This window comes from Achromobacter sp., from assembly GCF_050285565.1.
In the GTDB taxonomy this organism is placed as follows: domain Bacteria; phylum Pseudomonadota; class Gammaproteobacteria; order Burkholderiales; family Burkholderiaceae_B; genus Achromobacter.
This window is the reverse complement of the sequence record NZ_JBLZXG010000001.1, coordinates 68,808-81,686: the sequence shown is the minus strand read 5'-3', so window position 1 is coordinate 81,686 and position 12,879 is coordinate 68,808. Positions and strand designations below refer to the sequence as shown.

General features: G+C 65.0%; 14 protein-coding genes. 3 read left to right on the top strand and 11 right to left on the bottom strand.

Annotated elements, in window-relative coordinates; translation table 11 throughout:
* Nucleotides 1-6: 6 nt before the first annotated feature.
* The 10 genes from nuoI to ACN6O8_RS00325 form a co-directional block, all read right to left on the bottom strand.
* Nucleotides 7-495 carry an NADH-quinone oxidoreductase subunit NuoI gene (nuoI, locus tag ACN6O8_RS00370; RefSeq protein ID WP_427989119.1) on the bottom strand — a complete coding sequence of 163 codons (489 nt, stop codon included), beginning with the start codon at nt 493-495 and terminating at the stop codon, nt 7-9.
* A 21-nt stretch (nt 496-516) separates the two neighbouring features.
* Nucleotides 517-1,590, bottom strand: a complete 1,074-nt coding sequence (gene nuoH / locus ACN6O8_RS00365) for an NADH-quinone oxidoreductase subunit NuoH (RefSeq protein WP_427989118.1) — start codon at nt 1,588-1,590, stop codon at nt 517-519.
* Nucleotides 1,590-3,917, bottom strand: coding sequence for an NADH-quinone oxidoreductase subunit NuoG (gene nuoG, locus ACN6O8_RS00360; protein WP_427989117.1), 2,328 nt, complete (start codon nt 3,915-3,917; stop codon nt 1,590-1,592). The genes nuoH and nuoG overlap by 1 nt, the downstream gene beginning before the upstream one ends.
* Before the next feature lie 15 nt (nt 3,918-3,932).
* Nucleotides 3,933-5,300, bottom strand: coding sequence for an NADH-quinone oxidoreductase subunit NuoF (gene nuoF, locus ACN6O8_RS00355; RefSeq protein WP_427989116.1), 1,368 nt, complete (start codon nt 5,298-5,300; stop codon nt 3,933-3,935).
* Nucleotides 5,297-5,791, bottom strand: a complete 495-nt coding sequence (gene nuoE, locus ACN6O8_RS00350) for an NADH-quinone oxidoreductase subunit NuoE (RefSeq protein WP_006389212.1) — start codon at nt 5,789-5,791, stop codon at nt 5,297-5,299. Before nuoE ends, nuoF begins: the two co-directional genes overlap by 4 nt.
* Nucleotides 5,792-5,838: 47 nt before the next feature.
* Nucleotides 5,839-7,095 (bottom strand): NADH-quinone oxidoreductase subunit D, encoded by a 1,257-nt coding sequence (locus ACN6O8_RS00345; RefSeq protein ID WP_427989115.1) that lies wholly within the window; start codon nt 7,093-7,095, stop codon nt 5,839-5,841.
* 3 nt (nt 7,096-7,098) lie between these two features.
* The gene (locus ACN6O8_RS00340; protein ID WP_427989114.1) at nt 7,099-7,725 is read right to left on the bottom strand and encodes an NADH-quinone oxidoreductase subunit C; all 627 of its coding nucleotides are present in this window, start codon (nt 7,723-7,725) and stop codon (nt 7,099-7,101) included.
* Nucleotides 7,726-7,800: 75 nt separating this feature from the next.
* Entirely contained in the window at nt 7,801-8,277 is a 477-nt protein-coding gene (locus ACN6O8_RS00335) for a NuoB/complex I 20 kDa subunit family protein (protein ID WP_006217960.1), read from the bottom strand.
* A 52-nt stretch (nt 8,278-8,329) separates the two neighbouring features.
* Nucleotides 8,330-8,689 carry an NADH-quinone oxidoreductase subunit A gene (locus tag ACN6O8_RS00330; RefSeq protein WP_020924744.1) on the bottom strand — a complete coding sequence of 120 codons (360 nt, stop codon included), beginning with the start codon at nt 8,687-8,689 and terminating at the stop codon, nt 8,330-8,332.
* Nucleotides 8,690-9,015: 326 nt separating this feature from the next.
* Entirely contained in the window at nt 9,016-10,185 is a 1,170-nt protein-coding gene (locus ACN6O8_RS00325) for a porin (RefSeq protein WP_427989113.1), read from the bottom strand.
* 444 nt (nt 10,186-10,629) lie between these two features.
* Here ACN6O8_RS00325 and ACN6O8_RS00320 point away from each other — a divergent pair, with 444 nt between their 5' ends.
* From ACN6O8_RS00320 to ACN6O8_RS00310, 3 genes are read left to right on the top strand one after another with little or no spacing between them, the layout of a single operon-like run.
* A complete protein-coding gene (locus ACN6O8_RS00320; RefSeq protein WP_427989112.1) occupies nt 10,630-11,244 on the top strand; it encodes a TetR/AcrR family transcriptional regulator in 615 nt (204 codons plus the stop codon).
* The gene (locus ACN6O8_RS00315; RefSeq protein WP_427989111.1) at nt 11,241-11,687 is read left to right on the top strand and encodes a PaaI family thioesterase; all 447 of its coding nucleotides are present in this window, start codon (nt 11,241-11,243) and stop codon (nt 11,685-11,687) included. The genes ACN6O8_RS00320 and ACN6O8_RS00315 overlap by 4 nt, the downstream gene beginning before the upstream one ends.
* A complete protein-coding gene (locus ACN6O8_RS00310; protein ID WP_427989110.1) occupies nt 11,684-12,118 on the top strand; it encodes an NAD(P)-binding domain-containing protein in 435 nt (144 codons plus the stop codon). Before ACN6O8_RS00315 ends, ACN6O8_RS00310 begins: the two co-directional genes overlap by 4 nt.
* On the opposite strand, the gene ACN6O8_RS00305 is transcribed toward ACN6O8_RS00310, so the two are convergent.
* Nucleotides 12,089-12,871: a phosphatase PAP2 family protein gene (locus ACN6O8_RS00305; RefSeq protein ID WP_427989109.1), complete on the bottom strand. Its 783-nt coding sequence runs from the start codon at nt 12,869-12,871 to the stop codon at nt 12,089-12,091. The two genes, ACN6O8_RS00310 and ACN6O8_RS00305, sit on opposite strands and share 30 nt — an antisense overlap.
* Nucleotides 12,872-12,879: the final 8 nt, after the last annotated feature.

Here is a 12,879-nt window from a genome sequence, read left to right as displayed (position 1 = left end):
CTGGGCTCAACGGTAGGGAGCGTCTTCGGCCCGGCGGCGGGCGATTTCGGCTTCGTAGCGGTCGCCCACGGCGAGCAGCATGTCTTTGGTGAAATACAGGTCGCCGCGCTTTTCGCCGTGGTATTCGTGGATATGCGTTTCCACGATCGAGTCCACGGGGCAGCTTTCCTCACAGAAGCCGCAGAAAATGCACTTGGTCAGGTCGATGTCGTAGCGCGTGGTGCGGCGGGTGCCGTCGTCACGCTGGTCCGACTCGATGGTGATGGCCAGCGCGGGGCACACGGCTTCACACAGTTTGCACGCGATGCAGCGCTCTTCCCCGTTGGAGTAGCGACGCAGCGCGTGCAGGCCGCGGAAACGCGCCGAGGTCGGCGTCTTTTCCTGCGGGTAGCGCAAGGTGACCTTGCGTTTGAAGAAATACTTGCCCGTCAGGCGCATGCCCTTGAGCAGTTCGGTCAGCATCAGGCTGCCGAAGAAATCTTTGATCGCTTCCATATCCTGCCTCTGCCTGGCGGCTTAGCGCCAAATGTTCCAGGGCGTCTGCATCCAGATCGCCACAACGACCAGCCAAACGCCGGTCAGCGGGATGAAGATCTTCCAACCCAAACGCATGATCTGGTCGTAGCGGTAACGCGGGAACGACGCCCGGAACCACACGAACAACGAAACCACGACGAACGTCTTCAGACCGAGCCAGATCCAACCCGGGATCCAGGTCAGCGGCGCGATGTCGATCGGCGAAGCCCAACCGCCCAGGAACATGATCGACGCCATGCACGACAGCAGGATCATGTTGGCGTATTCGCCCAGGAAGAACAGGGCGAAGGCCATGCCCGAGTATTCGACCATGTGGCCGGCCACGATTTCCGATTCGCCTTCCACCACGTCGAACGGGTGGCGGTTGGTTTCGGCCACGGCCGAGATCACGTAGATCACGAACAGCGGCAAGAGCGGCAGCCAGTTCCAGGACAGGAACGTCAGGCCCTTGTCGGCGAACCAGCCGCGGTTCTGCACATGCACGATCTCGGACATGTTCAGGCTGCCGGACACCAGCAGCACCGTCACCAGCACGAAGCCGATGGCCAGTTCATACGACAGCATCTGGGCCGAGGCGCGCAGCGCGCCCAGGAAGGCGTACTTGGAGTTCGAGGCCCAGCCGGCAACGATCACCCCGTACACGCCGATCGAGGTGATGGCCATGATGTACAGCAGGCCGGCGTTGACGTTGGCCAGCACCACATCGGGTCCGAACGGCACCACCGCCCAGGCCGCCAGGGCCGGCATCAGCGTGACCACGGGGGCCACGATGAACAGCACCTTGTTGGCCTGGCTGGGAACCACGACTTCCTTGGTCAGCAGCTTGAAGACGTCGGCGAACGGCTGCAACAGCCCCTTGAAACCGACCCGGTTCGGGCCCATGCGCACGTGCATGGCGCCGATCATCTTGCGCTCCCAGTACGTCAGGTAGGCGACGCACAGGATGATGGGCACGGCGATGACCACGATCTTGATGATCGTCCAGAGAACCATCCAGACCGTCGGGCCCAGCAATGCCGTTCCCTGGCTTTCAAGAACATTGAGCCATTCCATCAGGCACGCTCCACGCTGAGTTGACCAAATGCGCCACCCAGGGCTGCGGTATTTTCAAAGGCTGCGGCGATGCGCACGGCGCGGTCGGCCACGGCGTCGTCCTGCACGGTTTCGAGCTCGACAGCGCCTTGCGCGCCCGTCACGCGCACCTTGACGCCGGCGGTCAGGCCGAGGCGGGTGAGCGTGTTGCCGTTCATGCGAGCGGCGGGCGGCTTGGAAGCCGGCGCGGCCTGCAGCGGCTCCGAGCGGCGCACCATGGCGTCACTGCGGTAGATCGGCACATCGGCCACGCGTTCCAGGCCGGTCAGGACCTGGCCCAGGCCCAGCGGCGCCTTGATGTCGTTGGACAGGCGGCCTTCGACGCCACCGGCCAGCGCGGCGTCGCGCACGGACTCGGAGGTTTCGTCATCGAAGCCGGCCAGATGCAGGACGTTGCCCAGCACGCGCAGAACCTTCCAGGCCGGACGGGTCTGGCCGAACGGCGCGACCGTGCCCTTGAAGCTCTGGGCCAGGCCCTGGGCATTGACGAACGTGCCCGAGGTTTCGGTGAACGGCGCCACCGGCAGCATGACGTCGGCCCATTCGGCGGCGGCCGAGCGGTACGGCGTCAGGGCCACGGCGAACTGCGCGCCGCGCAGCGCGGCGATGGCCTGCGGGCCGTTGTCGGCATCCAGCAGCGGCTCGGCATGCAGCACCACGTAGGCCTTGAGCGGCTCGGCCAGCATGGCGGCGGCGTTCTTGCCGCCCTTGCCCGGGATGGCGCCGGCCAGGTAACCACCGACGGTGTTGCCGCCCGAGGTCAGGAAACCGAACTTGGCACCGGCCAGGTCGGCCACGGCGCGGCCGTTGGCGGCCAGGGTCGAGGCTTGGGCGCTGGCCACGGCCATATTACCCATCAGCACGGCGGTGTTGACGCCGGAAGCCAGGCTGGCGGCGATGATCTTGGCGTTCTCGCCCGGCGTGACCGCGGCGAACTCGGCCGGCACCGCGGCCTGCTTGGCTTGCGCCAGGGCCACGGCCACTTCGGCCAGGGCCCGCGGCAGCTCGGACGGGGCCACCGTCACGCGGCCGGCGACCGGCATCAGGGGATCGTCGGCGGCGCTGTCGACCATCAGGATCTGCGTGCCGCGCTTGGCGGCCTGGCGCAGACGCTGGGCCATCAGCGGGTGGTCCTTGCGCAGGAACGAGCCGACGACCAGGACGCGGTCCAGGTTGTCGAGTTCGGCGATGGGCATGCCCAGCCACGGCGCGCCGGTCAGCGCGGCGTCGAAGGCCGGATCGGTCTGACGCAGGCGGAAGTCGATGTTCTCGGAACCCAGCGCGCGCACCAGGCGGCCCAGCAGCGCGTATTCCTCGGTGGTGGCGTATTCGGACGCCAAGGCGCCGATCTGGCCGGCGCCGAAGCTGTCACGCACGCGCGACAGGCCTTGGGCCACGGCGGCCAGGGCGTCGGCCCAGGAGGCTTCCTGCCACTTGCCGTCGGCGCCCTTGATCATCGGCGCGGCCAGGCGGTCTTCGCTGTTCAGGCCTTCGTACGAGAAGCGGTCGCGGTCGCTGATCCAGCATTCGTTGATGGCTTCGTCTTCGAACGGCACCACGCGCATGACACGGTCGCCCTTGACCTGGACTACCAGGTTGGCGCCCAGGCTGTCGTGCGGGCTGACCGAACGGCGACGGGCCAGTTCCCAGGTGCGGGCGCTGTAGCGGAAGGGCTTGGAGGTCAGCGCGCCCACCGGACAGATGTCGATCATGTTGCCCGACAGTTCGGACTCGATCGAGCGGCCCACGAACGAGGTGATTTCAGAGTGCTCGCCCCGGCCCAGCATGCCCAGTTCCATGACGCCGGCGATTTCCTGACCGAAGCGCACGCAGCGGGTGCAGTGGATGCAGCGGCTCATTTCCTCGGCGGAGACCAGCGGGCCCAGGTCCTTGTGGAACACCACGCGCTTTTCTTCCTGGTAACGCGAGGAAGAACCGCCGTAGCCCACGGCCAGGTCCTGCAGTTGGCATTCGCCGCCCTGATCGCAGATCGGGCAGTCGAGCGGGTGATTGATGAGCAAGAATTCCATCACCGACTTCTGAGCGGCGCGGGCCTTCTCGGAGCAGGTGTGCACGACCATGCCGTTCGTCACGGGGGTGGCGCAGGCGGGCAGCGCCTTGGGCGCCTTTTCCACTTCGACCAGGCACATGCGGCAGTTGGCCGCGATGGACAGTTTCTTGTGGTAGCAGAAATGCGGCACGTAAAGCCCGACCTTCTGGGCCGCATGCATCACCATGCTGCCCTCGGGCACTTCTACCGTATTGCCGTCGACGGTTAGTTCAACCATTGCTGTTCCTGAGACCTACAGATATTGCGGAACCACACACGACTTGTGCTCGATGTGGTGCGCGAATTCGTCGCGAAAATGCTTGAGGAAGCCACGCACGGGCATGGCGGCGGCGTCACCCAGGGCGCAGATGGTGCGGCCCATGATGTTGCCGGCCACGTTGTCCAGCATGTCCAGATCTTCCGGACGGCCGTGGCCGTGTTCGATGCGATGCACCATGCGGTAGAGCCAGCCGGTGCCTTCGCGGCACGGCGTGCACTGGCCGCAGCTTTCCTCGAAATAGAAATACGACAGGCGCAGCAGCGACTTGACCATGCAGCGCGTCTCGTCCATGACGATCACGGCGCCCGAACCCAGCATGGAGCCGGCCTTGGCGATGGCGTCGTAGTCCATCGTGGTTGCCATCATGATGTCGGCCGGCAGCACCGGGGCGCTCGAGCCGCCGGGAATCACGGCCTTGAGCTTCTTGCCGCCGCGCATGCCGCCCGCCAGTTCCAGCAGGGTCGAGAACGGGGTGCCCAGCGGGATCTCGTAGTTGCCGGGACGCTCGACGTCGCCGGTGATCGAGAACAGCTTGGTGCCGCCGTTGTTGGGCTTGCCGACTTCGAGATAGGCCTGGCCGCTGTTGCGGATGATCCAGGGCACCGCCGCGAAGGTCTCGGTGTTGTTGATGGTGGTGGGCTTGCCGTACAGGCCGAAGCTGGCCGGGAACGGCGGCTTGAAGCGCGGCTGGCCCTTCTTGCCTTCCAGCGACTCGAGCAGCGCGGTTTCCTCGCCACAGATGTAGGCGCCATAGCCGTGGAACGCATGCAGCTGGAAGTTGAATTCCGAACCCAGGATCTTGTCACCCAGGAAGCCGGCGGCGCGCGCCTCTTCCAGGGCCTCTTCGAAGCGCTCGTAGACTTCGAAGATTTCACCGTGGATGTAGTTGTAGCCGACGCTGATGCCCATGGCGTAGGCCGCGATCGCCATGCCTTCGATCACGATGTGCGGGTTGAAGCGCAGGATGTCGCGATCCTTGAACGTGCCCGGCTCGCCTTCGTCCGAGTTGCAGACGAGGTACTTCTGGCCCGGGAACGCGCGCGGCATGAAGCTCCACTTCAGGCCGGTCGGGAAGCCCGCGCCGCCGCGGCCGCGCAGACCCGAGGCCTTGACCTCGGCGATCACGTCTTCCGGCTTCATGCCGGTGGTGAGGATCTTGCGCAGGGCTTCGTAGCCGCCGCGCTTGACGTAGTCGGCCAGGCGCCAGTTGGCGCCATCGACGTCGGCCAGGATCTGCGGCTTGATGTGACGGCCGTGCAGGCACATCGAATTGGACAGGTCGTTCAGCGGGTTGGGCTCCAGGCCCTGCGCGAACTGCTTGTAGATGTCGGGCGCGTTCATGCCGACTCTCCTTGCGCCTTGAGGGCCGCGACCAGCGCGTCCAACTTCTCTTCGGTCATGCGCACGCACATATGCTTGTTGTTCACGATCAGCACGGGGGAATCGCCGCAGGCGCCCATGCACTCGCCCTCGACCAGGGTGAACTGGCCGTCAGCGGTGGTTTCGCGGTAATCCACGCCCAGCTTGCGCTTGAGGTAGTCGCCCGCACGTTCGCCGTCGCGCAAGGCACAGGGCAAGTTGGTGCAGACCGCGATCTTGGTCTTGCCGACGGGCTTGACGTCGAACATGTTGTAGAAGGTGGCGACTTCCTGGACCGCGATGGGCGGGACGCCGATGTAGTTGGCCACGTCTTCGATGATGTCGGTAGCCAACCAGCCCTTCTCTTCCTGCGCGATGGCAAGAGAGGCCATGATGGCGGACTGCCGCTGGTCGGCCGGGAACTTGGCGAGTTCTCGGTCGATTTTCTGGTAGGCCTGTTCGGAAAGCAGCATAGTTTGAATCCGGGTTATGCGGGCGTGCTCGTGACTGTCTGGGCGGATCAGCGATCGATCTCGCCGAAAACGATGTCCTGCGTACCAATGATGGTGACGGCGTCGGCGATCATGTGACCGCGCGACATTTCATCCAGCGATTGCAGGTGGACAAAGCCGGGGGCCCGAATCTTCAGGCGGTAAGGCTTGTTGGCGCCGTCGGACACCGCGTAGATGCCGAATTCGCCCTTGGGGTGTTCCACCGAGGCGAACGCTTCACCGGGAGGAACGTGGAAACCTTCGGTGAAGAGCTTGAAGTGATGGATCAGCTCTTCCATGTTGGTCTTCATGGCGGTGCGCTTGGGCGGGGCGATCTTGTGGTTCTCGATCATGACCGGGCCCGGATTGTTGCGCAGCCATTCCACGCACTGGCGGATGATGCGGTTGCTCTCGCGCATTTCGGCGATGCGGACCAGGTAGCGGTCGTAGCAGTCGCCGTTGACGCCGACGGGGATGTCGAAATCGAGCAGGTCGTAGACCTCGTAGGGCTGCATCTTGCGCAGGTCCCAGGCCACGCCCGAGCCACGCAGCATCGGGCCGGTGAAGCCCAGCGCCTTGGCGCGGTCGGGATCGACCACGCCGATGCCGACCAAGCGCTGCTTCCAGATGCGGTTGTCGGTGAGCAGGGTTTCGTACTCGTCGACGCAGGCGGGGAAGCGGTTGGTGAAGTCTTCGATGAAGTCCAGCAGCGAGCCCGAACGCGCGTCGTTCATGGCGCGCAGCTCCTTGTCGCCGCGATACTTGCTGGTGTCGCCGTACTGCGGCATCGTGTCCGGCAGATCACGGTAGACGCCACCCGGACGATAGTAGGCCGCGTGCATGCGCGCGCCCGAGACCGCTTCGTAGCAGTCCATCAGGTCTTCGCGTTCACGGAAGGCGTACAGGAACACCGCCATGGCGCCCACGTCCAGCGCGTGCGAACCCAGCGACATCAGGTGGTTCAGGAGGCGCGTGATCTCGTCGAACATCACACGGATGTACTGCGCGCGCAGCGGGGCCTCGACGCCCAGCAGCTTCTCGATGGCCATGACGTAGGCGTGCTCGTTGCACATCATGGACACGTAATCCAGGCGGTCCATGTAGGGCAGCGCCTGGATGTAGGTCTTGTGCTCGGCCAGCTTTTCAGTGGCGCGGTGCAGCAGACCGATGTGCGGATCGGCGCGCTGGATGACTTCGCCGTCCAGTTCGAGCACCAGGCGCAGCACACCGTGGGCGGCCGGGTGCTGCGGACCGAAGTTGAGCGTGTAGTTCTTGATTTCTGCCATGATTCAACGTCCCAAGCCGTAGGTGTCTTCGCGCACCACGCGCGGCGTGATCTCGCGCGGGTCGATCGTGACGGGCTGGTAAATGACGCGCTTCTGTTCCGGGTCGTAGCGCATTTCGACGGTGCCGGAGAGCGGGAAGTCCTTGCGGAACGGGTGGCCGATGAAGCCGTAGTCGGTCAGGATGCGGCGCAGGTCGGGGTGGCCTTCGAAGACGATGCCGTACAGGTCGAACGCCTCGCGCTCGAACCAGCCCACGGCCGGCCAGCATTCCATCAGCGAGGCAACCATCGGGAATTCGTCGTCCGGGGCCCAGGTGCGCACGCGCAGGCGCCAGTTGTGCTCGACCGACAGCAGGTGCGCGACCACGGCGAAACGCGCGCGGTGCACCTTGGCGTTGGTTTCCTCGGGCAGCTGGCGCGTGCCGTTGCCCCAGGTCAGGTAGTCGACGCCACAGAGGTCGATACAGATTTCAAAGCGCAGGCCGGCTTCGGTGCGCAGCTTGTTGCAGACGGAGAACCACTGCTGCGCGGGCACTTCGAGCGTCAGCTCGCCCAGCGCCTCGGTCAGCGCGATGTCCGCGCCGAGGGTGGTCTGCAAATTGTTTTTCAGGGTTTCGAGCCTGGTCATCATCTTGTACGCTTAGGTGAACCGATACGCTGGCTTCGCGAGGCCGGCGGCGGAATGCGCCGCGGGCGAGGCGAAGAATCAGCGCGCAATCGTGTTGGTCAGGCGGATCTTGTTCTGCATTTGCAGCAAGCCGTAGACCAGCGCCTCGGCCGTGGGCGGGCAGCCCGGCACGTAGACGTCTACCGGTACGATGCGATCGCAGCCGCGCACCACGGAATACGAGTAGTGGTAGTAACCGCCACCATTGGCACAGGAACCCATCGACACCACCCAACGCGGTTCGGGCATCTGGTCGTAGACCTTGCGCAGCGCCGGCGCCATCTTGTTGCACAGCGTGCCGGCGACGATCATCAGGTCGGACTGACGCGGGCTGGGGCGGAAGATGATGCCGAACTGGTCCAGGTCGTAGCGGGCCGCGCCCGCGTGCATCATCTCGACCGCGCAACAGGCCAGGCCGAAGGTCATGGGCCACATGGAGCCGGTTTTCGCCCAATTAAGGAACTTGTCGGCGCTGGTTGTGATGAACCCTTGCTTGAGAATGCCGTCTATAGCCATATTCGTCTCTGATAGCGTGCGGTGAAATGCAGTGAAATAACCCGGCGGCGGGTCATTCCCAGTCCAGCGCGCCCTTTTTCCATTCGTAGATGAAGCCGACGGTCAACACGGCGAGGAAAACCATGACCGTCCAGAAGCCGACGATTCCCACCGTACCCTGAGCGATGGCCCACGGGAACAGGAACGCGATTTCCAGGTCGAAAAGAATGAACAGAATCGCCACCAGGTAGTAGCGCACGTCAAACTTCATGCGCGCGTCTTCGAAGGCTTCGAAGCCGCACTCATAGGGGGATAGCTTCTCGGCGTAGGGACGCCGCGGGCCAAGGAGGGAGCCGGCCGTCAGAAGCGCGAACCCGATAAGGGTGGCCACTACGATAAACAGCAGGACGGGGAAATACTGTTGCAGGTTCATTCAGGCGTCCGTCAAATGCGCAAACCTTAGGATTGTAGCATTCGCGCGGTTACTTCCGGCTGAACTCTGTAGCGTGAACAGCGGGTGAAAGACTGCATTTCTCTGGCGGAACAATCGCAGCTTTCAAGATGGACGCGCAAGCTTACCGCCACGCGCGTCAATATTTGGCGCCTGCAAGGCAAAACGCCCGCACAGCGGTCGCGAATTCCGTAAAAAAGCAGACTCACCGCAAACAAAAAAGCCACCCAAAAGGGTGGCTTCATATGAGCGGGCCAAAGCCCGCTCATGCACTACGAATCTAGGCAGGACTTGCGCCCCGCTTTCGATTAGAAGCGGTGACGCAGGCCCACGCCAACAGCGGTCGCCTTGACGCCGTCGTTGAACGCGTAGTTCTTCGAGTACGAACCGTAGGCGTACAGGTTGGTACGCTTGGACAGGTCGTAGGTGTAGCCGGCCGAGAACACGTTCATCGTGGCATCGTCGCCAGTCAGCTTGTTGTTCGACGGATCAACGCGCTGCCACGAACCGAACAGGCTCGAAGCGCCGCCGATCGGAGCCGACAGACCCAGCAGGTACGAGTTGGCCTTGAAGCCATCAGCGAACTGGTTGGCACCGAAGCCGAGCTTGCGCGACGTACCGTCAACGGTAATCGAGCCCGAAGCGCCAGCCGGGTTGGACGTGGCGAACCAGCCGTCGGTGGTGCGAGCATAGGCCAGGGCCAGCTTGACCACTTCGAAGTCATACGAACCGCCGATCATGTACGAACGGGGCGTCGCGTCGACTTCGCCTTGGGCTTGGTTGTGCGAAGCGTTCAGCTGGTCGTACGACAGAGCGACGTTCAGGGGACCATTGACGTAACGCAGACCGGTCGTGATGGCACGGACGTTGTCGGCGGTCTTGAAGCCAACGCGAGCCGGGTCAGCCTTGGTCGAGCTGTCGGCATTGCCTTCGTCAGCGCTGAACGAGTAGCCAACGCCGAACTGGAAGCCGCTGAACGACGGGGTTTGGTACATGACCATGTTGTCGTAGCGTTGCGTATTGGCAGCGCTCATGCCGGTACCGATGTTGGCAACGTTGAAGCCGGCGCCGAACGGATCGATCGAGCCGAAGTACTTCGACGCGATGTTGGTTTGGCGGCCGAAGTCCAGTTGACCCCAGCTGTCGCTGGCCAGACCGACGGTGGCTTGACGACCGAACAGACGGCCGTTTTGGCCCGACTTGCCGTTACCCGAGTCGAAACCCGATTCCAGCTGGAAAACAGCGCGCAGGCCGTCACCCAGATCTTCCGAACCGCGCAGACCCCAGCGCGAACCGTTTTGCACGCCGTTGATCATGCCGATCTTGCTGCCATTCTTGTTGGCCGCGTCGGGAGCACCGCTGATCTTGTTGTAGCCGAGGCCCGTGTCGATGATGCCGTACAGGGTGACAGACGTTTCTGCCTGGGCGACACCGGCGAAACCGGCGAGCAGGGCGGCAGCGAGCAGAGTCTTTTTCATTTAAGAAATCTCCGTTGATTTGAGTGACAAGAGCAGCAATCCAGCAAACCAGCCTGCCGCCCCCCTAACTCCGCGAAGGGAAGTTGACGCTATTGCATCAAAAATCGGGGGGGCTGGCTATGGTCGACACCAGAAAAGTGCAGGTTTGCGACAGCCTTGTTGGGATATTGCAACATCAGACCAACTCCCCATAGGGCTAACCCGGCGTTTTACAAATGACCACGTATCCATGCGACTTTCAGCCCTGGCCCCAATAATTCGCTGACGCAGCCGGGGTTTCTTCCATACGGCTTTCAAGACCAAATCACCGCCCAGCGGCGGGGGCATGGCGAGGCGCGCGCCCGGTTCGTGGATGCCAGCCCGATAACGTTGTTATTAAAATAAAGCAGCGATATTATTCCGCAACACATGCATGCTCCCTGGGTCATCCTTTGGTCTCGCCCCATGCCGGCCGTCCCCCCTCGCACCGATCGCAATGAACGCTTGAGCGCCCTGCGCCGGCAGATGATCCTGGACGCCGCCCAGCGGGTGTTCGAGCGCGACGGGCTGGAAAAGACCACCCTGCGCGCCATCGCCAAGGAAGCCGGCTGCACCACGGGCGCGATCTATCCGTGGTTCGCGGGCAAGGAGGCGCTGTACGGCGCCCTGCTGGACGCGTCGCTGCAACGCCTGCATACCCACCTGCTGGCCGCGACCTCCGGCGGGGCCGCCGCCACGGCGGCGCGCCAGGCCATCCAGGCATTTTTCGGCTACTACGCCGAGCGCCGCACCGATTTCTCGCTGGGGCTGTACCTGTTCCAGGGGCTGGGGCCGCGCGGGCTGGGCCGCGACATGGACGAGCGGCTCAACGGCCGGCTGCGGCAGTGCGTGGATCTGCTGGGGCACGCCCTGGCCCGAACCACATCCTGGCCGGAAGCGACGGTGCGGGTCGAACAAATGAACGTTTTCACCTACCTCATCGGCCTGTTGCTGTTGCTGCACACCCGCCGCCTGAAATCGCTGGGCCAGCAGGCCGATGTCCTGCTGGACCACTACTGCCACGCGCTGGAACAACGATGACCGCCACGACCCTGCCCTGCGCCGTCCCCGGCGCGCCGCTGATCAGCCTGGACGACTTCCGGCAACTGCTGGCCGAGCAGCATCCCTTTTCGCTGCTGCTGGGCATCGAGGTGCGGCGCATCGGCCGCGGCACCGCGCTGGCCGTGCTGCCCGCGCGCGACAGCCACCAGCGGCTGGGCGGCATCGTGGCCGGGCCGATGCTGATGGGGCTGGCCGACCTCGCCATGTACGCCGCGGTGGTCGGCGCCACGGGCCAGGCGCACGCGGTGACCGCCAGCCTGACCATCAACTTCCTGCGCAAGAGCCCCGCCGGCGCGATCCACGCCGACGCGCGGCTGCTCAAGGTCGGGCGCCTGTCGGCAGGCGAGGTCATTCTGACCGCCGAAGGTTCCGATGAACCGCTGGCCCATATCGTCAGCACCTGGTCAGTGCCCAAGTCATGAGCCTGCGCATCAGCGTCGTCGGCATGGGCCGCACCGGCACCCAGGCAGCGCGGCGGCTGCTCGCGGCCGAGCCGGACATCGCCCTGACGGTCTACGACATCGACCCGGGCCGGTGCGAGGATTTTCGCGGCAGCGCCACCCTGGCGACCTCGGCGCGCGAAGCGCTGGCGGAGTCGGACACCATCGTGCTGGCGCTGCCGCGCGAACGCGAAATCGACCGGACCCTGGAGCGCTTCAGCGACGGCGAGGTCAGCGCGCCCGTGGCCGGCAAGCTGATCGTGGACCTGGAACCGCCACCGCCCGACCGGGCGCGCCGGCTGGATCAGGCGATCGCCACCGCCGGCGGTCGCTACGCCTGCGCGCCATTGCGGCCGGCCGCGTCCGGCGGGCCCGAGGCCCGGCTATTGAACGCCCTGATCGGGCCGCGCTGAACCGCCGCCCGCGCGTTCGACCGCCGCGACACACAGCACCAGCCAGGCGAAACTGATGGCAAAACCGGCCACCACGTCGCTGGCGAAATGCACCTGCAACAAGACGCGGCTCAGGCCGATCGCCATCACCAGCGCCGCCGCCAGCGCCACGCCCGGCAATCGCCAGGGCTTCGGCGCCAGGCGCCAGGCCAGATAGCAGGCGGCGCCGTACACCGCCATCGCGGCCGAGGCATGGCCGCTGGGAAAACTCCAGCCCAAGGCCGTGACGAAACCGTGGTCGTGCTCGGGCCGGACGCGTTCGAAGGTGTGCTTGAGCAAGCGGTTGAGCAGGCCACCGCCCGCGGTGGCGGCCGCGCAGAAAACCGCCAGCCGCCATTGGCGCCGCGCCAGCAGCGCGGCAGTCATGAGCACCGCGATCACGGTCAGGAAGCCGCGATTGCCCAGCGTGGTGAACCAGGACAACAGCCACAACAGGGAATCGCCCATCGACATGCCGAGCGCGCCGGCCAGGGCGCTGTCGAATTCGACCACCGCCCCCGGCCGCCCCACCGCGGCGGCCAGCGCCAGGAACAGCGCGCCGGCCAGCCCCGCCATCGCGGCGCCGCCGGCCAGGCGCCCGGCGGGCGTGAACCGCTCGCCGGCGCACGCCACGGCGACCGCCACGGCGACCGCCAAGGCGGCCGCGCCCAGCGGCAACAACAGGAACAACAGCAGCGCGTGGGACGAGACCCAGGCCGCAGCGGTGTCGATCATCGCGCGGG

Bases quoted from the DNA above. Each gene is read 5' to 3' on its own strand.
- nuoI (WP_427989119.1), bottom strand. From the start codon at position 495: ATGGAAGCGATCAAAGATTTCTTCGGCAGCCTGATGCTGACCGAACTG.
- nuoH (WP_427989118.1), bottom strand. From the start codon at position 1,590: ATGGAATGGCTCAATGTTCTTGAAAGCCAGGGAACGGCATTGCTGGGC.
- nuoG (WP_427989117.1), bottom strand. From the start codon at position 3,917: ATGGTTGAACTAACCGTCGACGGCAATACGGTAGAAGTGCCCGAGGGC.
- nuoF (WP_427989116.1), bottom strand. From the start codon at position 5,300: ATGAACGCGCCCGACATCTACAAGCAGTTCGCGCAGGGCCTGGAGCCC.
- nuoE (WP_006389212.1), bottom strand. From the start codon at position 5,791: ATGCTGCTTTCCGAACAGGCCTACCAGAAAATCGACCGAGAACTCGCC.
- ACN6O8_RS00345 (WP_427989115.1), bottom strand. From the start codon at position 7,095: ATGGCAGAAATCAAGAACTACACGCTCAACTTCGGTCCGCAGCACCCG.
- ACN6O8_RS00340 (WP_427989114.1), bottom strand. From the start codon at position 7,725: ATGATGACCAGGCTCGAAACCCTGAAAAACAATTTGCAGACCACCCTC.
- ACN6O8_RS00335 (WP_006217960.1), bottom strand. From the start codon at position 8,277: ATGGCTATAGACGGCATTCTCAAGCAAGGGTTCATCACAACCAGCGCC.
- ACN6O8_RS00330 (WP_020924744.1), bottom strand. From the start codon at position 8,689: ATGAACCTGCAACAGTATTTCCCCGTCCTGCTGTTTATCGTAGTGGCC.
- ACN6O8_RS00325 (WP_427989113.1), bottom strand. From the start codon at position 10,185: ATGAAAAAGACTCTGCTCGCTGCCGCCCTGCTCGCCGGTTTCGCCGGT.
- ACN6O8_RS00320 (WP_427989112.1), top strand. From the start codon at position 10,630: ATGCCGGCCGTCCCCCCTCGCACCGATCGCAATGAACGCTTGAGCGCC.
- ACN6O8_RS00315 (WP_427989111.1), top strand. From the start codon at position 11,241: ATGACCGCCACGACCCTGCCCTGCGCCGTCCCCGGCGCGCCGCTGATC.
- ACN6O8_RS00310 (WP_427989110.1), top strand. From the start codon at position 11,684: ATGAGCCTGCGCATCAGCGTCGTCGGCATGGGCCGCACCGGCACCCAG.
- ACN6O8_RS00305 (WP_427989109.1), bottom strand. From the start codon at position 12,871: ATGATCGACACCGCTGCGGCCTGGGTCTCGTCCCACGCGCTGCTGTTG.